Annotated in this window: 16 protein-coding genes, 2 pseudogenes and 1 CRISPR repeat array; of the genes and pseudogenes, 11 read left to right on the forward strand and 7 right to left on the reverse strand. The window is 67.6% G+C overall.

The genetic code is table 11. The features are described 5' to 3' along the window. Window positions 1-203 precede the first annotated feature (203 nt). Window positions 204-302 (forward strand): annotated as a pseudogene (locus ACRXBZ_RS26505) (IS982 family transposase); the annotation flags it as partial. Between the two features lie 20 nt (window positions 303-322). Here the strand turns inward: ACRXBZ_RS26505 and ACRXBZ_RS26510 are convergent. After that, window positions 323-628, reverse strand: coding sequence for a hypothetical protein (locus ACRXBZ_RS26510; RefSeq protein ID WP_433881385.1), 306 nt, complete (start codon window positions 626-628; stop codon window positions 323-325). Window position 629: 1 nt separating this feature from the next. On the opposite strand from ACRXBZ_RS26510, the gene ACRXBZ_RS26515 reads away from it, so the two are divergent. Beyond that, window positions 630-1,466, forward strand: a complete 837-nt coding sequence (locus ACRXBZ_RS26515) for a hypothetical protein (RefSeq protein WP_433881386.1) — start codon at window positions 630-632, stop codon at window positions 1,464-1,466. A gap of 45 nt (window positions 1,467-1,511) precedes the next feature. On the opposite strand, the gene ACRXBZ_RS26520 is transcribed toward ACRXBZ_RS26515, so the two are convergent. Further along, window positions 1,512-2,348, reverse strand: coding sequence for an SDR family NAD(P)-dependent oxidoreductase (locus tag ACRXBZ_RS26520; protein WP_433881387.1), 837 nt, complete (start codon window positions 2,346-2,348; stop codon window positions 1,512-1,514). 85 nt (window positions 2,349-2,433) lie between these two features. On the opposite strand from ACRXBZ_RS26520, the gene ACRXBZ_RS26525 reads away from it, so the two are divergent. Beyond that, window positions 2,434-2,994: a TetR/AcrR family transcriptional regulator gene (locus tag ACRXBZ_RS26525; RefSeq protein ID WP_433881388.1), complete on the forward strand. Its 561-nt coding sequence runs from the start codon at window positions 2,434-2,436 to the stop codon at window positions 2,992-2,994. Between the two features lie 60 nt (window positions 2,995-3,054). On the opposite strand, the gene ACRXBZ_RS26530 is transcribed toward ACRXBZ_RS26525, so the two are convergent. Further along, window positions 3,055-4,659: an Hsp70 family protein gene (locus tag ACRXBZ_RS26530; RefSeq protein WP_433881389.1), complete on the reverse strand. Its 1,605-nt coding sequence runs from the start codon at window positions 4,657-4,659 to the stop codon at window positions 3,055-3,057. Between the two features lie 24 nt (window positions 4,660-4,683). Next, complete coding sequence (locus ACRXBZ_RS26535; protein ID WP_433881390.1) at window positions 4,684-8,439, reverse strand: CHAT domain-containing protein; 3,756 nt, start codon at window positions 8,437-8,439, stop codon at window positions 4,684-4,686. 256 nt (window positions 8,440-8,695) lie between these two features. Here ACRXBZ_RS26535 and ACRXBZ_RS26540 point away from each other — a divergent pair, with 256 nt between their 5' ends. Next, the gene (locus ACRXBZ_RS26540; protein WP_433881391.1) at window positions 8,696-10,060 is read left to right on the forward strand and encodes a hypothetical protein; all 1,365 of its coding nucleotides are present in this window, start codon (window positions 8,696-8,698) and stop codon (window positions 10,058-10,060) included. Here the strand turns inward: ACRXBZ_RS26540 and ACRXBZ_RS26545 are convergent. Then, window positions 10,023-10,190, reverse strand: a complete 168-nt coding sequence (locus ACRXBZ_RS26545) for a hypothetical protein (protein WP_168586904.1) — start codon at window positions 10,188-10,190, stop codon at window positions 10,023-10,025. The two genes, ACRXBZ_RS26540 and ACRXBZ_RS26545, sit on opposite strands and share 38 nt — an antisense overlap. Before the next feature lie 234 nt (window positions 10,191-10,424). Next, complete coding sequence (locus ACRXBZ_RS26550) at window positions 10,425-11,186, reverse strand: sulfite exporter TauE/SafE family protein (protein WP_433881392.1); 762 nt, start codon at window positions 11,184-11,186, stop codon at window positions 10,425-10,427. Between the two features lie 83 nt (window positions 11,187-11,269). Here ACRXBZ_RS26550 and ACRXBZ_RS26555 point away from each other — a divergent pair, with 83 nt between their 5' ends. The 4 genes and pseudogenes from ACRXBZ_RS26555 to ACRXBZ_RS26570 all read left to right on the forward strand — a co-directional run bounded on the left by ACRXBZ_RS26555 (window position 11,270) and on the right by ACRXBZ_RS26570 (window position 13,629). Further along, window positions 11,270-12,220: a LysR family transcriptional regulator gene (locus tag ACRXBZ_RS26555; protein ID WP_433881393.1), complete on the forward strand. Its 951-nt coding sequence runs from the start codon at window positions 11,270-11,272 to the stop codon at window positions 12,218-12,220. 15 nt (window positions 12,221-12,235) lie between these two features. Further along, window positions 12,236-12,600: pseudogene (locus tag ACRXBZ_RS26560) on the forward strand (SAM-dependent methyltransferase); the annotation flags it as partial. A 229-nt stretch (window positions 12,601-12,829) separates the two neighbouring features. Continuing rightward, window positions 12,830-12,985: a hypothetical protein gene (locus tag ACRXBZ_RS26565; RefSeq protein ID WP_433884159.1), complete on the forward strand. Its 156-nt coding sequence runs from the start codon at window positions 12,830-12,832 to the stop codon at window positions 12,983-12,985. A gap of 452 nt (window positions 12,986-13,437) precedes the next feature. Continuing rightward, window positions 13,438-13,629 carry a DUF397 domain-containing protein gene (locus ACRXBZ_RS26570; RefSeq protein WP_433881394.1) on the forward strand — a complete coding sequence of 64 codons (192 nt, stop codon included), beginning with the start codon at window positions 13,438-13,440 and terminating at the stop codon, window positions 13,627-13,629. Window positions 13,630-14,041: 412 nt separating this feature from the next. Here the strand turns inward: ACRXBZ_RS26570 and ACRXBZ_RS26575 are convergent, their stop codons facing one another. Continuing rightward, window positions 14,042-15,367 (reverse strand): HNH endonuclease signature motif containing protein, encoded by a 1,326-nt coding sequence (locus ACRXBZ_RS26575; protein WP_433881395.1) that lies wholly within the window; start codon window positions 15,365-15,367, stop codon window positions 14,042-14,044. Window positions 15,368-15,894: 527 nt separating this feature from the next. On the opposite strand from ACRXBZ_RS26575, the gene ACRXBZ_RS26580 reads away from it, so the two are divergent. The 3 genes from ACRXBZ_RS26580 to ACRXBZ_RS26590 all read left to right on the forward strand — a co-directional run bounded on the left by ACRXBZ_RS26580 (window position 15,895) and on the right by ACRXBZ_RS26590 (window position 18,559). Further along, a complete protein-coding gene (locus ACRXBZ_RS26580; protein ID WP_433881396.1) occupies window positions 15,895-16,674 on the forward strand; it encodes an ATP-binding cassette domain-containing protein in 780 nt (259 codons plus the stop codon). Between the two features lie 143 nt (window positions 16,675-16,817). Next, entirely contained in the window at window positions 16,818-17,948 is a 1,131-nt protein-coding gene (locus ACRXBZ_RS26585) for a DUF7224 domain-containing protein (RefSeq protein ID WP_433881397.1), read from the forward strand. Continuing rightward, window positions 17,945-18,559 carry a hypothetical protein gene (locus tag ACRXBZ_RS26590; protein ID WP_433881398.1) on the forward strand — a complete coding sequence of 205 codons (615 nt, stop codon included), beginning with the start codon at window positions 17,945-17,947 and terminating at the stop codon, window positions 18,557-18,559. The genes ACRXBZ_RS26585 and ACRXBZ_RS26590 overlap by 4 nt, the downstream gene beginning before the upstream one ends. Window positions 18,560-18,901: 342 nt before the next feature. Next, window positions 18,902-19,460: a CRISPR direct-repeat array (repeat unit 37 nt; unit sequence GCCTCAAGGGGGACCGGCGTTGAACGCCGGTGACAGG). Window positions 19,461-19,516: the final 56 nt, after the last annotated feature.

Genomic DNA, 19,516 nt, shown 5'->3' on the forward strand with positions numbered 1-19,516 from the left:
GGCGAGAAAGCCGGGATTGCGGAACTCCGCTGCCGCACCCTAGACGAGTAAGTCCAAATTCCTGCGGGCATGAGGCGAGGGCGTCCATGATCCGCAGCGAAGGTGCCGTGCGTGTTTTTGGGTGCTATGGCACCCAAAAACGCTCACGGGTGTTCTTCCGCCACGCGAAGGTGGCCATCGGCAGACGTCCCCCCCGAACAGGGCGCGTCGCCCAGCGTGTGCTGGCCCTGGCCGCCGCGATCTGGCACAACTTCCGCACTGGCCAGCCAGTCACTCGCTCGCTCACCGCCTACGATCACTGATCGTATTCAGACTTACTCGTCTAGCCGTTGGCCGGGCAGAACAGGGGTTTCCGGGCCTCTCCCGCGCCGTTGAGCCGCGCCATGAGCTTCCGGGCGTTCGCCCCGGCCATCGCGCTGACCCCGACGCCCGTGCAGGCCAGCTGCGTGACAGCGAGCCCGGACAAAGTGCTTGGCGGCACCGGCAACTGCACGGTCAGGATCCCGTTCTCCGGGGCTCTGGCCGACACCTGCTCGGGCGGCAGGAACGGCAGCTCCGTGCGGAGTCCGGCGGAACCTTCAGCGGCGGTGGGCCCGGCGGCGGCGAGCAGGCGGAGCGCGTCGGGCACGGTGCCGAGCCGGCCGGTCTCCCGGGTCGACGGCCTGGCCGTCGCATTCGTTCTCAGCAGGACTTCGAGCGAAACCGACTCCAGCACTGTGGTCTTCGACCTCGTCGAGCAGGAGGCGCTGCACACCGACCAGGCGGACCGGCAGTTCCGGTCGGCGTCCCTGGTCAGACTGCTCATCGGGCTCGACCTGGTCGAGCGCCGGGTAGTCAGTCCGAAGCGGCCGAGCCCGAGGATGGCCCGGATGCTCTCGCACAGCGACGACGAGATCGCCGGCGAACTGCGGTCTTCCGGAGGCGGGCAGCAGATCGTCACCCGCGTCGCGGCCAAGATCGGCCTGTCCAACACCGAACCGCTCGCCACGCCTGGCCGCTGGGGCCACATGTTGATCACCGCGAACGACCTGGTCAAGGTGCACCAGCATGTTCTGGCGCGGCCGGCCGGGAAACGCGCGTTGCTGCTCGATCCGCTGCGGGATGTCGCGCGCACCGCGGCCGAGGCACCGACCAGTACTTCGGCATCCCCAGCGGGCTGCCCGCCGGTGAGCAGTGGGCGGTCAGACAAGCCTGGGCCGCCGGGCGCGGCGGCGTCGACGCGCACACCAGCGGCCTCGTCGGCAGCGGGGACCGCTACCTGGTTCTGGTGCCCGCGGTCACCCGGAGGGTTATTCGCTGCCGAAGGCGGAACCGCGTCACCGCCGTGGTGGCGGAGCCGGCCGCGCTGCTGGACTGAGCCGCTAGGTGTCCGAGGTTGGAGGTTGGTGCTCCTGAACGTTCTTCCTCGGATCGGTACTCGCGGGCGTAGCGGGTTTCTTCGGCGAGGATTCGCTGGTAGCGCTTGACTTTCCCGGTTGCGGCTCGGTGTAGCGCAGCGGTGCGGCGTGGCGTCAGAACGAGTCCCCGACCGCCGTTGCCAGGCGCGCGGCGTCCTCGTCGTCGTGGTTGCCGACGGTGAGCGTGAGCTTCTTAGCGCCGCGGTAGGCGGCCCTTCCTGAGACCGGGGTGTCGATCATGCCGATGATCGGGCTGACCGCAGCATCCGGGCGTTGGCCCAGCAGCGTCCCGAGAACTGCGGCAGCGGCTTTCATGACCTTCCCGGCTTCGCCGGCGAAGCTGGAACGGACGAGCCGAGCCGGGCCCCAGGTCACGTAAGCGAGGTCCGGATTCTCATTGGTGGCAAGGATGCCGAGCAACTCGTTGGCTCGACGCTGCTGCGCGTTGGACCTCGCGAAGGTGAACCCCTCGCGCATCTCGAGATCGTCGAAGTCGATCGCATCATCTCGCGCACCTGGAACGGCCATGTTCACGATGACCGGCCGCTCGGCCGCATGGAGGAGCGCGGCGAGTCCCGTGACGAACAGGTACTTGGAGATGAAGAACAGCACCCAGGACGCCTCACGCCCCTCGACCGTGGCGTGTCGACGTTGCCGGATGAATGAGGCCGCAAGAACCAGTGCGTCGATTCGCGCGTGGTTCGCCTGCAAGTGTTCGATCACGCGGCGGCTGTCAGCGACCAATGACAGATCAGCCGCGACGAAATCCGCCCGTGACGCCGCTTGAGGTTCCTCAGCTGACTGGTGGTTGCCCGCCACGGTCGTGAGCAGCGCGTCGAACTTGGCACGGCTTCGCCCGATCACCACGACGCGGTCACCCGTTCTCAGGAAGTGACGCGCCAGCGCTGCTCCCATGCCGTCGGTGCCTCCGGTGATCACGATCGTCCGCATGCCCTTTCCTCCTTGTTCCGGAACTCGCGTTCCGGATCAAGCTAGCATCAACGGAACAGATGTTCCGAATCGCTATAGTGAGGGGATGGCCGAGGATCGGAAGCAGCGACGAGACGCCGTCGCCAACAGGGAGCGGATCTTGGTGGCCGCGGGAAAGGTCTTCCGGGACAACGGCATGGCCGTGGACATGCGCGCCATCGCCGCAGCGGCCGGTGTCGGCATCGGCACCCTCTACCGGCACTTCCCCACACGCGAGCACCTCGTGCAGGCCGTGACAGGGACCGACCTCGCCGACCTCGCCGAGGCAGCCCTTCCCGAAGGAGTACCCGCGATTGCCGGACTCCGCGAGTTCTTCACCTCGACGATGGCTCAACTCACCGGCAACAAGGCGATGGTCGATCTGCTCGCCGTCGGATCACCGTCGAACGAAGATCTCGAACGATGCCTCTCGCACCTCACCAAGATTGGCCAGCAGGCTGTCGATCGCGCCCGGACCGATCACACCCTCGGCACCGATGTGACCGCGCACGACATCGCCTACCAGCTCCTCGGACTCATCCGCATCGCGCAGCTGATCCCCGACCCCGAACCAAGCGTGATCGGACACCAGGTAGATCTCGCGCTACGCAGCCTCGCCGCAGAGTAGGGGTCTCGAAACCAGGCCGGCGACTGCCCTGCCCTGACCTGCCGTCAATGTCCTGCCCCGCTAACCGCTTACCTGGTGCCCGGCGATGTCGGTGCGGGCCTTGGCCACCGCTTTCTGGTCCATGCCGCCGATCTTGAGCTCGAAGCGCACATCGTTGCCGCCCTCCAGCTCCTTGGCGTGCACCGTCAGTTCACCGGTTTCGGACATGTTGAAGGTGATCTCGATGCGGCAACCGGCCGGGCGCGCCGGGATGCCGGTGAGCATGCCGGTCCCGACCTTGGTGTTGTCGGCCGGTTCGTCCGACGCGAGCGGACCGGCCTGCTCCCACACCTCGATCTCGACCATCCGCTGGTTGTCGACGGCCGTCTGGAACGGATACGGACCAGTGTCGGCGGGCAGCTCGGTGTTGGCGTGCAGCAGGTGCGCCACCATCTGCCGCGCCCGCATCGGATCGGTGAGCGCCAGCGGATCACGCGGGTCCACCGCCTTGACCCCGAACGCCCGCGGCACCACGGTGGCGACCCGCTTCTTGGCCATCGCGTCGACGTCGGCCGCGCTGATCCCCAACCGCCGTTCGGCCGGCGCGCCCTGAACCTTCTTGGCCTGCCTGATCAGCGCGAACAGGGCCGCGCCCTTGGCGACCGCGAGGTCCGGTTCGGAAAGCCGGGCGTCGAGCCCGAAGCGCTGCTTGAGCCCGCCCGCCACGGCGGGCATCCGGGTCATCCCGCCCGCCAGAAGCACCTCGTCGAACCGCTCGACGCCCTTGCGCCGGGCGGTTTCGATGATCCGCTCGGTGATCAACATCGTCCGTTCGAGCAGGTCGGCGGTGAGGTCCTCCAGCTGCTGCCGGGTGACCGGCACGGTGACCGCGGCGCCCCCGGCCCGCAACGCGACGTTGCGGGACATGGTGGCGCTCAACGCCTTCTTGACGTCCTCGGCGCGGTCGGTGAACTCCTGCATGGCCTGCTCGTCGGCGCTGGGATCCAGGTTCGGGTGCGCGTCCCGGAACGCGGCCAGCAGGTGGTCGACGATCCGCTGGTCCCAGTCCGCGCCGCCGAGCTCGCCGTCCCCGTCGGTGCACACCACCTGGATGTCGTGCCCGGACACCCGGATCACGGTGGTGTCGAAGGTGCCGCCGCCCAGGTCGTAGACCAGCACGTGCCGGGCCTGCGGCGAGTCGTCCAGCGCATGGTGGTGCAGCGCCGCGGCGACCGGCTCGTCCAGCACGTCGAGCACGTTCAGCCCGGCGATCGCCCCGGCCTTGCGGGTGGCGTCGCGTTCGGCGATGCCGAAATAGGCGGGCACCGTGATCACCACGTCCCGCACGGTGTGCCCGGTGTTCTCCTCCGCAGCACGGGCGAGTTCGCGCAGGATCAGCGCGGAGATCTTCTCCGGGGTGTAGCGGTTGCCGTGGAAGGTGAACTCGGTGTTCCTGCGCCCCATGTCGCGCTTGACCAGCTGCGCCACCAGGTGCGGCGCGAGCAGCGCGGAGTTCTTCGCCGCCGTGCCCACCAGCGCCACGCCAGGCCGCTCGAAGTACACCACCGAGGGCGTGGTGTCCTCGCCGACCGCGCTCTTGGCGATCACCGGGCGTGCCGCCTCGTCGATGTGCGCGATGCAGGAATGCGTGGTGCCGAGGTCGATGCCGAACGTGGCAGGCGCCATGGAGCTCCCTTCGTCGTGCCGGTGCTAGCGGCCTTGGTAGGTGAATCCTGCCCAGTGGGCGAGCCCGGTGGGGTCGATGTCGGCGAAAAACGCCGCCAGTTCTTCGGGAATACCGGAAAGCGGGCGGCGGCGCGGGTCGAGCATCCACTGCTGCGCGGCCCGCAGCGCGCTCGCCGGGTCGGCATAGCCGGAGTTGAGGTAGTGGTGGAACACGATCATGAACATGGCCGTGGGAATGTCCTCGACTTCCCAGCGGGTGCCGACAACCCCGGCGGCACCCGCGGCGAGGAACGCGGTGGACAGCGTCAGCACCTCGTCGTGCTCCCGGTCGGTGAGGTCGCTGGCGCAGGCCGCGAGCACGACCAGCGCCCCGGCGGCGTCGCGCGGCCGGTCCCGCGCCTGGCGCAGGATGTCCTGCACCGGCAGCACTTCTTCGGAGCCGAGCAGCAGGGCCGATTCGGTCGGCAGCTCCGCCGGGGTGGCGTGGCAGGCCAGGTGCAGCAGCGAGGCGGTGGGCAGCTGGGCGAGCACCTCGGCCGGTTTCGGTGGTTTGCGGTTCCGGTTGCGCCGCCTCGGATCGGACGGTTTCCCCAGGTAGGCGCCGTGCGCGTAGTGCGTGTCGTGGATATGGCCGAGTTCGTGCCGGCTGAAGTGCAGCTCCGGCATCCGCACCAGCAAGGGGTCGCTGGCCCAGGAACGGGTTTCGCGCCGGCCGGCCTCGACGAACTGCCGTGCCGACGCCGCGTAGCAGATGATCGCGTCCTGGCAGGCGTAGCGGACTTTGCCGCCGGGCACTCGCCGCCGTGCGGCGTGCCACGGCACCGTGCCCAGCTTTCCCACGGGTACCAGCACCATTCGCAGCGGGCGCTCGCGCGACCCGGCGGCGACCCGGTCCAGCACCGGGTTCAACGCCGCGGTCCAAGCCCAGTCGCAGACGCTCTCCAACGCCGCCCGCCACTGGTCCTCGACCTCGCGGGAGCGTTCGCGCTGCATCCGGTCGAACCGGGCGACCGGGCCGTCCTCGGTGAGCTTCGCCGATTCCACCCGCTCGACCCGCCCGTCGGCGGTGACCAGCACCGCGACGCCGGGCAGCAGGTAGACCAGAGCCCGGGTGCGCGCGGCGCGCAGCCCGGCGGCGATCTCCGCCACCGGCGGCGGGGCCAGCAGCTGGGCTTCGACGTTCGTTCCTTCGAAGGCACGGAGGACCCGGGAACGAAGGTCGCTGGGCAGCGCGGCATCGGCCACGCTCGCGGTGCCGGAAGCGCCGTTGTCCCAAGGTTGTTGTCGCCCCACCTCGGATTCCCACCGGTCGGCGAGGTCCGCGTGCCCGTTCTCCCGCAGCAGGGCCGGCATGTTCGCGTCGACCGTCGCAGCGTGCAGCACCATGCCGCGCCCCAACTCCAACGCCTGCACCGCAGCCTCCGGTTCTCCGGCGGCGAGACACCAACGGCTCACGTCGGCTGCTTCGCCGGCCGCGGTGCTCGCCGTCTCCAACGCCCGGCGCGCGCTGGACTGCAGCAGCACGCTGCGGGCCCGCTCGCGCAACGCATCCAGCCCGGTGGTCACGGATCGCTGCGGATCACGACGCACGCTGTCGCCCCGGGTGAAGTAGCAGTCCGCCAGCGAGTGCAGCAGGTTCGCGGTGTCGAACGCGCCGGGCTCCAGCTCGAACTCGCGAAGCACCTGCTCGAACCGGTCGATGGCGTTGCTGAGATCACGTGGTGCGCGGGTGAATTCGAAGCGGGTCCGCAACGCGGTCGCCAACATGTAAAGCGCCTGCCAGCGGTTCTGCGGGTACACGTCGGGTTTGGCGCAGATCTCCACCATCATGCCGATGCCCCGGTTGAGCATCCCGAGATCCCGGGTCGCGATCGCCTGGCCGACGCAAGCCACCGCGGCACCGAGCGCCTCGTTCGGCTGGTCGAAGTGGTGATCAGGCACCTGGTCGAGCGCGTCGAGGATGGCGTCCGTCGCGCTGCGCACCTCGTCCTTGTCGATGCCGTCCAGGCGGAACTCGCCGCCGCTGATCATGCTCCGAAGCAGCCGGATCGAACCCAGCGCACTCGCGAACCGCGGCCGCAGCACGCTGTCCGGCGGAAGTTCCGACAGCAGTTGCCCGAGTTCCGCGCTTGCCTGGTCCAACGCGTCGGGATCGGTGCGGCTCGGGGAAATCCGGCTCACCGCGGAGGTGAACCGCGCGAGCACGTCGTCCCCGCCGACGCTTTCCGCGTAGTAGCGCGCGGCGTCGAGGTCCTCCCGAGCGCCAAGGGCCATGAACCGCTGGGTGAGCAGGGTGCTCAGCCACGGCATCATCAACGGCCGCAGCTGGTGGTCCGCGGGCAGCAGCTCGTCGGCGCGCTGCATGTTCTCCACCGCGGTGTCGAGCAGTTCATCGGTGCGATCGGTGATGGCTTGGAGGCCGTCGGCGGAGCCCAGCAGAAAGTGGTTGACGCCGGTGTTGACCGGATCGGCCAAGCCGCGGCGGATTGCCCGCTCGCACATTTCCCGAACCCTGGCCAGTGATTTCGGCGACTGCGCACGGTCGACCACGACCGAGCCCAGCAGCGCCATCGTCAGCTGGGTGAGCACCGAGGCACGATCCGGATCGTCGTCCGCGAAATACTCCAACGCGTGTTCCAGCCGCTGGATGATGGCGGCGTGCGCGGGCAGGTCGAAATCGGAGGGCTCCTTGCCGGGCGTGACCAAGGAAGTGCGCAAACCGGTGAGCAGCAACGGGCGCATGGGGTGGTCGGCCGGTAAGGCCGCGGCGGCCGCGGCGATCTGGGCAGTCGCGGCGTCGGTGTCCTCGGAGCTGCCCGTGACCTCTGCGAGCTTGGCGGCCAGACCTGCTTGCAGTCCGGCGAGTTCTTGCTTGCCCGGCTCGCCCTCGGGCCAGCTGCGCGCCGCGTCGTCGAGCTCGCCGATCGCCGTCTCCCAGTCCTCGCGGGACGAGTTGTCCAGGTTGCCCGCGGCTTGGACGAGGACCTTCCAGGTGGTCACGGAGCTCTCGGCGGCGGCGTCCGGGGAAAGCGCGTCCAGGTGGCGGCGAACCTCGGGGAGCTCATCGGTGGGGAGTGACATCCGGTCGCCGATGTTCGCGTCGAGGCGGCCGTGGCGCATCTTGGCGGGCACGTCCCTGGCCACGATGAGGAAGGCCAGGCCGATGTGGCAGGCATCCGACATGCTGGTGTCGAGCGGGTGTTCCAGCGCGTCGGTGAGATCTTCGGTCGCGCTCCGGTGATCGGTTTCGTCGCCGCCCATCGACAGGAACCGGACGGTGTGGATCAGCCCACGCGTGAGGCGGAGCTGGTTCCGCAGCGGCGAATCCGGCAGCAGGGCGCACGCCGTGTTCAGGTCGGCCAGTGCCGCGTCGGACTCCTCCAGGGCACCCAGGTTGACGACCATCTGGCCGGTGATCAGACCGATCCGGCCCACGATCTCGGCCGCGTCGTCGGACAGCAGCGGCCGCAGCTGCCGCAGATAGCCGACGGCGGTGCGGAATTCCTCCTTGTCCCCGCGCTCGGCGAGCAAAGCGTGCGCGAGGCCGAGCTGGTAGAGCGGAGCGGCGCGGGCGGGAGAGTCCTCGGCGAGGTGGTGCAGCAGGTTCTCGGCGACCTCAATGACTTCGTCGATGTCCGCGCCGGTGGTCTGGGCGCGGTGCAGCAGCAGGTCGGCCAGCTCCACCAGGATCTGGTAGGCGGTTTCGTCGTCGAGTTCCCCGGCGAGCTGGGCATACCGCTGCGCGATGGCCTCGTCGAGCTCCGCCGGATCGGCAGTCATCGAGCACCTCCCGAGATGATCAAGAACCCCGCTCCAGCTTAAAGTCAGCACAGCTGGACCCCCACCGGTCCAAGCGCCGATTTCGCGCGAAATCGCCGCCCCGGGACTGCGGCGCGCCAGGGTAGGACGTTTCGGGCCGGTGCGGTTTCCGCAGCCGGCCGAACGGCGGCGGGCGAACAGGTGAATTCCGTTCTGCCGCAGCGGTTGTCCGCGTAACCTCCCGATGTTCGCCGTTCCCGACCCGAAGGAGACACCGGTGGGCAGACGAAACCTGTTGGCCGCGGCGTTGTCGGCGGCCGTGGTGACGGCGACGCTGGCAGCGCTGCCCGCCGCGGCGGCCCCGGCGGAAGCGCCCAACCTCAACGATTTCGTGCTCAACAACACCCGCGGTGACCTGCAGTCGAGGGTCGACAAGCTGGACGCTCAACTGCCGAAGCTCGGCGTGCAGAACATCCTGGACCAGGCCAACCGCCAGGGCAGCACCGGAAGTGCCTGCACCTCGCCCGCGCTGGACACGATGCAGGAACCGACGCTGCGGAAGTTCTGCTTCAACGCCGGGGACACCGACACGACCGTGTGGATGCCGCAGGGCATCACCACCGTCGCCGACGCGCAGGACGACCAGCAGTGGGGAACGAAGCAGGCGCTGCTGGTCAGCTGGTACAACAAGGACACCAGCCCGGTCAAGGGTGTGCGGGTCTCCTTCCTTGACCCGGCGACCAGCAAGTACCAGCACGTGCTGCTGGTCTACCCGTACATCAACAGCAACGGGAACCCGTCCTACGAGGCGGTGACCACGCCGCAGGCGGGCAACGGCGGAAGCGTCCACTCCGGCGGGATCGTCTGGTACGGCAACTACCTCTACCTCGTCGACACCGCCCGCGGCATCCGGGTTTTCGACATGCGCTACATCTTCGACCTGAAGTCGGCGAGCAACGGCGACACCGCCGACCAGAACCAGGTCGGCCGCCAGAACAACGTCTACTACGGCTTCGGCTACCGGTACGTGATGCCGCAGGTCGCGGGCTGGTCGAACCCGGAGGGCGTGATCGACCTGCCGGGCGAGTACAAGTGCACGGCCGCGGGCAGGCAGCGCTACTCGTACGTGTCGCTGGACCGCAGCACGACGCCGGACACCCTGCTTACCGGCGAATACTGCGCGGACCAGGGCGATCCGAACCTCAACGGCCGAGTGGCGCGCTGGGACCTGGACGCAGCGACGGGCCTGCCGAAGCCGGACGGTGACGGTGTCTGGCGCGCGAAGTCGGCGTACCGGCTGGCGAAGCCCCGCGTTCAGGGCGCGACGGCCACGGACGGCCGCTGGTACCTCAGCAGCACCGGCGGAGGAACGACCGGTCCGGGCCACTTCCAGGCTGCGTTGCCGGACAAGGCGACCGGGCCGGGAGTGCTCACAGTGGACGGTCCGGAGCGCGACGTGGCGATCGGCGTGGAGGACCTGTCGTACTGGCCGGGCAAGAACGAGGTCTGGACGGTCACGGAGCACCCGGGCAAACGCGTGCTCTACAGCGTGCCCCGCGCAACGGTGAGATCCGGTCCGGGAACCTCCCGGGCCGGAACCGCCGTCACTCGGCCGATAGCACGAGAAGTCCGAGACCGATGAGCGCGACGAGAATGGTCAGCAGCATTTGGCCCGTGATGCCGAGGAGGAGCGCGAGGGCCAAAGCGCGCACGGCGAACTGTCGCTGCAGCCGGGAAACATCGGACGGTGTGCCGGACGATGGTGTGACCATCTCTCTCCTCCGAGCGGGCCGGGAGTGCTTCTCGGTATGTCGTCAATTTGGGACCAGGCAGCGAAAATCGGCGCGGTGCCAGGGGGAACAGGTGGTGCCGTCGGGCTTCGGCTCGTGCTCACCGATCGGACCGGCATTACGCGCGGGACGGCCGGCGCTCACCCCCTCGCAGGCCATCACCCGCCTCGCGCCTGCCGCATCCGTGCGCGGCGGGGTAGCTCGCGCTCCGAATTTTCAGCCGCGCAAGAAATACATGACAGTCATGGTCACAGCGATGGCCAGGATGCTGCCCCGCAGCAGCGAGGCGGGGAGACGGCGGGCGAGGTGGGCGCCGGCCCAGCCGCCGGCCACCGCGCCGACCAGCATGGCTGCGAGGACGAGCGGAGCGCTCAGTACGTCCGAAGCGAAGAGGAACAGCACGGCCGCGCTGAGAAAGACGGCCGCGAGCTGCACGACCCGCATCGGGTTGCTGGCCGCGGCGTCGAGTCCGAGCCCGATGCTCCACAGCGCCATCATCGTGATACCTACGGCACCGCCGAAGTATCCGCCGTATATGGCGAGGAAGAACTGACCGATCAAGACGGCTCGGGGACTCATGCTGACCGAGCGGCCCAGTGCGTTGCGTAAAGCCTGGGAGAGGCGGCGCCCGAAAGCGAGGATCAGCGTGGCGGCGGCGAGCAGCCAGGGCGCCGCGGCGTCGAACGACGATGCCGGCAGTGCCACCAGCAGGCCGGCACCGATCCCGCCGCCGACCATGCTGATCGCCGTCAGCGCCTTCGTGGACGTCTCCCCGACCGGGGTGAGCTCGCGTCGGTAGACCCACGCGCTGGCCACGGCCCCGGGCACGAGGGCGACCCGCGATAACGCGTTCGCGGTCACCGGCGGCAGGCCGAACGCGACGAGAGCGGGCAGCGCGACGAACGTCCCCCCACCACCGATGGCGTTCAGCGCCCCGGCAGCGATACCGGTCAGCAAAACGAGCAATGTCTCGATCACAGCCCGAGCATCGTCCCGTGACCAGCGGGTCCACAATGCGTAATCGACGTACCCAGCCTAAGGCTGGGCCTTAGGCTGAGGCGATGCGCTACGACCTGGACGACCTGCGGCTCTTTCTCCACGTCGTGACCGAGGGCTCGATCACGGCGGGTGCTCGCCGGATGCACCTGAGCCTGCCTTCGGCCAGCACCAGGGTGCGCTCGCTGGAAGCCCAGGCCGGCGTGGCACTGCTGATCCGCGGCCGGCGGGGCGTGCGGCCGACACCAGCCGGGACGACCCTGGCCCGCCACGCACGGGACGTGCTCGTCCAGACTGCGCGGCTCGAAAGCGCCGTCGCGAGCTATACCCGGCCCGCCACCGCTCCGCTGACCCTGCTGGGCGGAGGCTCCGCGATGCACCGGCTCGTGCCGAGGGCCCTGGTCTCGTTCCTCCGAGCACATCCGGACGTCGACGTCACGGTGTCCGAGAGCCGCACCCCCGAGACCGTGCGGATGCTCGCCGACGGCGAGGCGGACCTCGGGGTGGTCCTCGACGACGAGACCCGCGACTGCGGCCTGCACATGGAGCCCCTCGGCGACGACTCCCTCGTCGTGATCGGCCAGGCCGGAGGAATCCTCGCCGGGCGGACCGCGCTGACCTACAGTGAGGTCGCCGAGCACCCTCTCGTCGGGCTCAACGCCGATTCCTCGCTGCGCCGTTGGATCGAGAAGCACCTCGTGTCACACGCTCCGGTGGTGCGCTACCGCACAACCGTCGCCAATCTCAACGTCCTTGTCGCCCTCGCCGCCGCCGGAGTCGGACTCGCCGTCGTACCGCGTCCCGTCCTCGACCCCCACCAGCCACTCGAGGTGTGTGAACTGCAAGACCCCTGGGCTCGCCGCCACCATTTGCTGGCCTGGGGCGTCAAGGACCACGCCGCCTCAACGGCGGTCGCCGCACTCGCTGAACACCTGCGCCACGCCGCCCTTTTCGATCCTGTCTCCCGCGGCATGTACGCAGACCCCATCGACCGGCGTCCCCGCCACGACGGCTGACCGGCCGCCGCCCAGATCGATACCTCCAAACCGAGCATGGCGCGGGTGTACGACGCTTTCATTGCCGGCAAGGACAATTTCGAGGCGGAGCGTGAGGTGCTGCGCGAGGTCCGGCCCCGGACGCGGTGCAGGTCGGGCGGCAGTGCCGGGACTGGCTGATCCGCGTGGTCCGCAACCTCGCGGGGCAGGCCGGCATCGACCAATTTCTCGACCTGGGCTCGGGCCTGCCGAGCGCGGAGAACACCCACCAGAGGGCGCAGCGCATCAACCCCGAGGCGAGGGTGGTCTACTTCGACATCGACGCGTCGGTCGTCGCGAACGGCCGAGCGCTGCTGGTCGACAACGAGTCCACGCTCTTCGAGCTCGGGGACATGCGGAAGCCGGCGGAGGTCCACTTTCTCGGCGGGGTGGCCCGCAAGCGCCGACCGCGCTTTCGTCGAGCGGCTGGTGTTTCTTTCGTGCGGGGCCGGGAGCTGCCACGTTGCTCCCGGCCCCGCTCCGGATCGCAGGTGCGGTCGGGTCCGCGATCCGGATGTCGCCGCGCGCCGCAGGGGAGGGGGCTGCGTCGCGTCGGAGCGACGTCTTCAGCCCGCTGTCCTGGGACTGTCCGTGATCGACAAGTCGCTGGGCAGCAGAATGCAGCAGAACTCGCCGAACTGGACCGGTATCAGCGGCAACCGGCCGATGGTCGATGTGTCGTGCGGTGGTACGCGGCCCTGGCGTTCCTCGCCGTCGATGCGGGCTTGCACGACGGTGCCAGGCTGAATTCGGCTTCGTGCAGGGAGGTTGGGAGAGGGGTGGCCGCCAGATGGGGTCGGGGGAATTGCGGCCGATACCTCTCCCGCCCGAGGCTGGGGCACGGCCGGGGAGAGGTGGCCGCAGGTCCTCGGGAGACCGGTGCAGCGGAGGTCTTCCTCGAAAAGTCCTTTCTGCTGAAGGAAGTTGTAGGAGCGGTGTCTGGCGGGCGTGACGGGTCGGGGGCAGCCACGCCCACCAGGCACCGCAGCACCGACGGAGATAACGGCTCGCCTGGGGGTGCTCGCCGGTGCCGGCGAGACTCCAAAACGCAACTTGCAAGAGGACGTGGACCTGTACAACCGCCTGTGGTCGCGCTTGATCGGCGCGGCGCTCGATCCGGCGGCATCCAGGGATAAGGTGCTGGAAGTAGCCGAAAGCTACTGAGTCCAGCACAACCCTGCAGCGCAAGGATCGTCGCCATGGAGTTCACAGACTGGCGCAAGTCCGCACGCAGTGAGCAGAACGCGAACTGCGTCGAGATCGGCTTCGCACCGTGCCGCATCGGCATCCGGGACACGAAGCTCGGCGAGGGCAGTCCGATCCTGGACATCGACAGAGCGGCGTTCGCCGCATTCGTGCGTCTAGTCCAGGACGGCGCGTTCGACAGCTGATCAAAGTGACGGAAGAGCGGAGCGGGCCACCAGCCACAGGTGGCCCGCCCCGCTCTTTGCATGGCCAGCAGTGCGCTGGCCGCAAGAGGGGACTGGCTCTGTTAGCCGGTGACAGCAAGGCGGCAACACCAACGACGTCCTGTTGCGGTACCGGCATCAATGGGGGCCGGCGTTGTTCGCCGGTGACAGGGCTTCGTGAATTCCGGGCGCCTGACCTGCGGTTTCAAAGTACATCGCGAGCGGTTGTTGTTGAAGATTGCTTGCTGGGGTTTCTTTGATCTTAATCCGTTGTGATTGGTCCTCCTGCCTGCGGTTTTGTGCTGCGAGCGGTCGTGCCTGGGGGTGTTGGTGCTCGACCGCTCGCAGCGGGCGGGGTTTGGCCGTGCGGGATTGCCCGCCGGGGTTCGGCGGTTCAGGCGCAGGCTTCGGTTGCATCCGGTGGGCGTGGTCTCGGGATTGTCCGGCGGAGGATGTTGTTTTGTTCGATGCCCGTTGGGCGGCCGCCCGGTCTTGGTGTTCGGACAGCATCCACTGTGGATGGTGCGGTGAAGGTCGGGCGGCCGTTTACCATCGTGATCTTCCAGTTCCTGTTGTGGACGGCTCGGTGGTGGTGGCCGCAGAGCATCACCAGGTTTTCCAGGTCGGTGCTGCCTCCGTCAATCCACGATTCGATGTGGTGGGCCTCCGGGGTTCCTGGCGGGCGATCGCACGACGGGAACGCGCACGTGCCGTCGCGGTGCAGCAATGCCGCGCGAAGGTGGGGCGGGGCGGTGCGTTCGGTACGACCGATGCTCAAGGGAACGTCTTCGCCGCCGAGGACGATCGGCAAGATTTCTGCGTCGCAAGCCAGGCGGCGGACGTTCTCGGCCGTGATCGGCTGGTTTGTCGCGGTGAGCGTGCCCGGCAGGCCACCAGATTCGGCGGAAGCCAGATCGCGCTTGAGGTCTTCGAAGTCGATCGCGACCGTGATGTGCGGGCGTTGGCCACCGGAGCGGGGCACGCGGTCGGACGCAATCGCGAGGTCCAGCACCGCTTCCAGCGCATCCGCATTGCGTTGGCCAGCCGTGCGCGGATCGTGCTCGCCGTCTTCCGACGGACGCGGGGCCGCCAGCGGTTCGATGACGGCCCGGAACTTCGCGCCGGTCTCACGGTCGAGGCGCGCGTTGATGACCGTCATCCCGTCCGCCGCCGTCCCGTAGTTCAGTTCGCGGATCTTGCGCTGGGTTTCCTCCTGCTGGAAAGCGCCGTCCTGATCGAAGTAGTACCGAGTCCGCTCGGCCAGCCGGGCCAGGTGGTGCGGCGAGAACCTGATGGCGTAACCGGCGAGCATCGTTTCTGCCTGTTCCAGCTGGTCGATGCTGCTGATCGGGGCCAGGCGGCGGACGCCGTCCACGATCACGCGCGCATGCTGCAACGTGATCGCCCCCGAAGCAATCGCCTCGGCAGTGGCCGGAAGCTCCGCGGGTATCGGCGTTCCTTGCGGCGTGGTCCGCTCGGTTGCCATGCGGGCCACCAGAGCACGACTCTTCGCCTCACCCGGCGCGATGTTGAGCATCTCCTGCAACCACACCTCGGACCTGCGAGCGCTGTGCTCGGCATGGAGCCCGCGACGCTCGGCCTCGGCGATAGCCTTCAGCTGGATGGCCATCGCCGCGCGCATGGTGGCCTCGGCCTGACGGATCGCCTCGCAAAGCTCGGAATCGGAGCGCGCGGCCATAGTCGACTGTGGACTCTGCATCTCCACAACCGACCCCGAAACCAACGCCAAGCTATCCATGCCACCAACTATCCCGATCTCGAACACCTGTTTCATCACTCGATCAGGTACGAGATCAAGGAATCCGGCGGCACACCCTCGATCCGAGCTGACGTATCAAGGGGGACCGGCCTCGGGGGCCGGTGACAGGGCTCGGCGACAGGTTCACGTCGAGATCCTCACGGACACGTCGCGGTACGCCTCAAGAGGGACTGGCGCTGAACGCCGGTGACAGTTGGTCGCCGCCGAGGTGTTGCTCTGCCGGTCGACCGACGCCTCAAGGGGGGCCGGCGTTGGGGCCGGTGACAGTATCCAAAAACGCCCCCCATGGAAACTGCATGAATGGGGCCCGGCCTCAAGGGGGACCGGCGTTGGGGGCCGGTGACAGAGAGATCGCCGAGCTCAGGTTTGCCCAATGTCACTTTTGGCGCTCACGGCGCGATAGGGTATCCGGGCTGAGAGTAACGCCGGTCCACGCTTGCAGTGGCGTGGGACGGCACGCTGCGGTTATGAAGCTCATCGGTTTCCTCCTGACTGATTGTGAAAAATACGTCGTGAGTGTTGTTCGCGTCGACAAGGTGAGTCATTCGTACGGGTCTCACGCGGCTTTGCATCAGGTATGCCTGCGTCTTCCTGTTGGCGCGACGGCATTACTCGGGCCCAACGGCGCCGGCAAAAGCACATTGCTGGGGCTGCTGTCTTCAGCGCTGCGCCTTCAACGAGGCTCGATCGATGTTGATGGGCTGACCCCAGGACGAGATTCGAGGCGCTACCGAGAAGCGATGGGTTTTCTTCCGCAGCAGTTTTCAGTACCTCATCATTTGACGTGCGCGGAGTTTCTCGAACTGTCCGCGTGGTGGCGAAAAGTCGCCGAGCGGAACCGCAAGGACGTGGTTCGGCACGCGTTGCGCGCGGTAGAGCTGGAAAAGCGCGCCGCTACCAAGATCGGTAAGTTGTCCGGTGGGATGGTGCGCCGTTTGGGGATCGCCCAGGCGCTGGTGAACTCACCTAAGGTTCTGTTGCTCGATGAACCGACAGTTGGGTTGGACCCACGCCAACGTGCTGGTCTGCGGGACGTGATCGTTGACCTGGCGCGGAGTCAGACGATTCTGGTCAGCACGCACCTCACCGAAGACGTGGCCGCGGTGGCCGATCGCGTCGCTGTGCTGGACCAAGGCCGCGTGGTGTTCGACGGGGATCTTGCAGAGATGGCGGGAAAGCCCGCACCCACCGCGTCAGACCTGGATCGAGCCTATGACGATTTGGTCGGGGACGGTGAAGCGGTGTGAGTCTCGCGGGGATCGTCGTGCGACGCAGCACTGCCCTACCGGCCGCTCCGCTGATCGTCGCTTTCGGCTGGTTCGCTGGAAAACAGCTCGAAGAGCTGTGGGCGGTCGACTGGGCATTGGGCTCGGGACAGGTCAACAGATCGTTGTTGTGGCCGGTCGCGCTGGTAGCAGCCGTCGCGGCCTGGGACACCTCTCGAATGCGTCGTCTGGACGCCGACATGCTGGAGCGCACGTATCCGCGGTCCGGGATCGCGTACTTCGTGTTGAGCGGTGTGCCGGCGTTGGTCGTCGGGATGTTGTCTTCGGTGGCGGTGTTGCTCGCCGTGGCGACGTCGATGCGCGGCGGTGGGCAACCATTGTGGCTGTACCTGCTGGTCGCCGAGCTGATGTTCGTCGCGGCCGTGGCGATCGGTGTTGCCGGCGGCTACGTTCTGCCCCGGTATCTTGCCGCACCGGCGGTGGGTATCGGGCTCTGGCTTCTCCTGGCCTATGGCTCGATCAGCGACAACACCGTCATTCGCCGGCTGGTAGTGAGCGACATCGAGTGCTGTGATGTCTCGCAGGACACGGTGGTGACCACGCTTGCTGGACAAGGCTTATGGCTAGTTGGTGTTGCGGTCATCTGTGCCGCGATCGTGAGCTGGCGTCGTCCGAGGGAAGCGTGGCGGTTCATCGGACTGGCCGCTGTGGTGATCTTTTCTGGGCTCGGACTGCTTGACCGTAGCAACTTCCAGTTGCTGACCATGCGGCAACCAAGCGACGCGGTGTGCCAGGACGACGCTGGCGTGCGGGTGTGTATGTGGCCTGAGCACCGTGACCAGCTTCCTCGGTGGTCGGCCCTCGCACAGCAGTACCGTGCGATGTTCGCTGATCTCGGTCCACAACCGGTGTCGTTCGCTGAAATTGGCACGGACTGGTCCGCGGCCGCAATGCCGATTGGTGTGATCCGCCCTGGCCAGTCTGACCAGGATCTGCTTCAGTCTCTTGGCCTTTCAACGCTGCAGTACCCGCCGGAGTGCGCACGTGTGGAATCCGGCCAATCAGCTGTGATGAGCTACGGCCCCTATCCCGGCATGGAAGGCCGTGACCTGGTGGCGGCATGGATGAATCACCGGATCCGTCCGGAACTGCCTCCCAGCTTGCTCGGAGCGCCTGAGCGCGCAAGCGAGGTCGAACGACTGTTGGCAGCACCCGAACCGGTCCAACTCGACTGGGCGCGGCAGGCAATTCGCGCCAACAGCGACTGTGTTACTCCCGCACCGGAGCTGCCGTGAGCATCCTTGGCCTGATGCTGCGAGCCACGCACTGGCCCCTGTTCGCCGTGGGATGCCTGTGTTTGGCGTTGGTGAACGCGGTTCTTGGCGCGGAACAGTTGCCGGTGCCGGTACCCAACGTCGGACCGATCGAGATCCCGTTGGGATTGTTCAGTCCCTTGGTGATGGCCTGTCTGATCGGGATCCACCTGAAGCCGCCGACCCAGTTGTGGGACACCAGTCCACGCAGACACTGGCTGATACGGGCAGGACAGGCATTCGCCGCGTTCCTCCCCGCGCTGCTGGCATGCACGCCGCTGCTGCTGCACAGCGAACAGCTTTGGACAGCCGCGGTGCGCAACACTGTGGGGCTCGGCGGGATGATCCTGCTGGCCACCGGCGTCATTGGCGCGACAAGAAGCTGGATGCTGCCCTTTCCGTACGTGCTTGCCGCATTACTGCTGGGCTCGAACGGAAACACATTCGTCGGAGGCCGACCAACCCACGGCTGGTGGGCCTTCGTAGTCCACGACGCCAACGACATCCGAGGTGTCCTACTTGCGGGCGCGCTGCTCTCGATCGGACTCACCGTTTTCCTGCGTTCGGGACCACGCAAGGAAAAACACAGCTGACGTCAGGAGCCGCGACCTATGAACAGGCCGCAAAGGGACAGTCACGGGAGGTTTGCGGAAACCAACGTGGCGGTCTCGGCGTTGTCACGAACCGCGACACACCAAAGCGCCGGGTCGCCACCATGACCGACTGGTGCAGGATTCTGTCGACGGCAGGCGGTGGCGACGGTTTGAGCCTGATCGAGATGAAGCCGCTGGTGGTGGATGTTGCTGGTAGCGGAAGACCTGCCGCCTGACGGCCTCAGCTTCACGACTCCAGCCAGAGGACACCGAACCGGAGTTCCGGCCGTCCGCTGCCGAATGGGGTGCCTCAGCCGCCACCGATGCTGCGGGTCGTCGTGCGGCACAACGGGGACCGGCGTTGAACGCCGGTGACAGCTGCCCAGGTTTTCTACCGCGACCCCGTGACCGGCCAAGGCCTCAAGGGGGACCGGCGCTGAACGCCGGTGACAGACCGCTACACCAAGAACGGCGCGGAGGTCTTCGATCTGCCTCAAGGGGGACCGGCGTTGAACGCCGGTGACAGCAGATGCAGCCACGACATCGATCCCGGCGACCGCTACATCGCCTCAAGGGGGACCGGCGTTGAACGCCGGTGACAGGCTGTCATGCAACCGGATGCCGTCAACGAAAACGTGCCTCAAGGGGGACCGGCGTTGAACGCCGGTGACAGGCTGGGCGAGGACGAGTTGCTGGCCCAGGGCTGGGAGGTCCAGCCTCAAGGGGGACCGGCGTTGAACGCCGGTGACAGGGAAATCCACGGCCCGGCCCTGCTCCACGGTCCACAGGCCTCAAGGGGGACCGGCGTTGAACGCCGGTGACAGGAGTACCCAGCGGCTGGTTCAGTCAGCAACAAAACCGACAGCCTCAAGGGGGACCGGCGTTGAACGCCGGTGACAGGCTTGGTGTTTTTTTGGGGGTTTGACCTGGGGTTTCAAAGATCGACGCGAGCGGTTC

It is taken from the genome of Saccharopolyspora hattusasensis (assembly GCF_050972075.1).
GTDB classification, from domain to species: Bacteria; Actinomycetota; Actinomycetes; order Mycobacteriales; family Pseudonocardiaceae; genus Saccharopolyspora; species Saccharopolyspora hattusasensis.

Bases quoted from the DNA above. Each gene is read 5' to 3' on its own strand.
- ACRXBZ_RS26520 (WP_433881387.1), bottom strand. From the start codon at position 2,348: ATGCGGACGATCGTGATCACCGGAGGCACCGACGGCATGGGAGCAGCG.
- ACRXBZ_RS26555 (WP_433881393.1), top strand. From the start codon at position 11,270: ATGCGCTACGACCTGGACGACCTGCGGCTCTTTCTCCACGTCGTGACC.
- ACRXBZ_RS26530 (WP_433881389.1), bottom strand. From the start codon at position 4,659: ATGGCGCCTGCCACGTTCGGCATCGACCTCGGCACCACGCATTCCTGC.
- ACRXBZ_RS26545 (WP_168586904.1), bottom strand. From the start codon at position 10,190: ATGGTCACACCATCGTCCGGCACACCGTCCGATGTTTCCCGGCTGCAG.
- ACRXBZ_RS26525 (WP_433881388.1), top strand. From the start codon at position 2,434: ATGGCCGAGGATCGGAAGCAGCGACGAGACGCCGTCGCCAACAGGGAG.
- ACRXBZ_RS26570 (WP_433881394.1), top strand. From the start codon at position 13,438: ATGGAGTTCACAGACTGGCGCAAGTCCGCACGCAGTGAGCAGAACGCG.
- ACRXBZ_RS26575 (WP_433881395.1), bottom strand. From the start codon at position 15,367: ATGCAGAGTCCACAGTCGACTATGGCCGCGCGCTCCGATTCCGAGCTT.
- ACRXBZ_RS26580 (WP_433881396.1), top strand. From the start codon at position 15,895: ATGAAGCTCATCGGTTTCCTCCTGACTGATTGTGAAAAATACGTCGTG.
- ACRXBZ_RS26535 (WP_433881390.1), bottom strand. From the start codon at position 8,439: ATGACTGCCGATCCGGCGGAGCTCGACGAGGCCATCGCGCAGCGGTAT.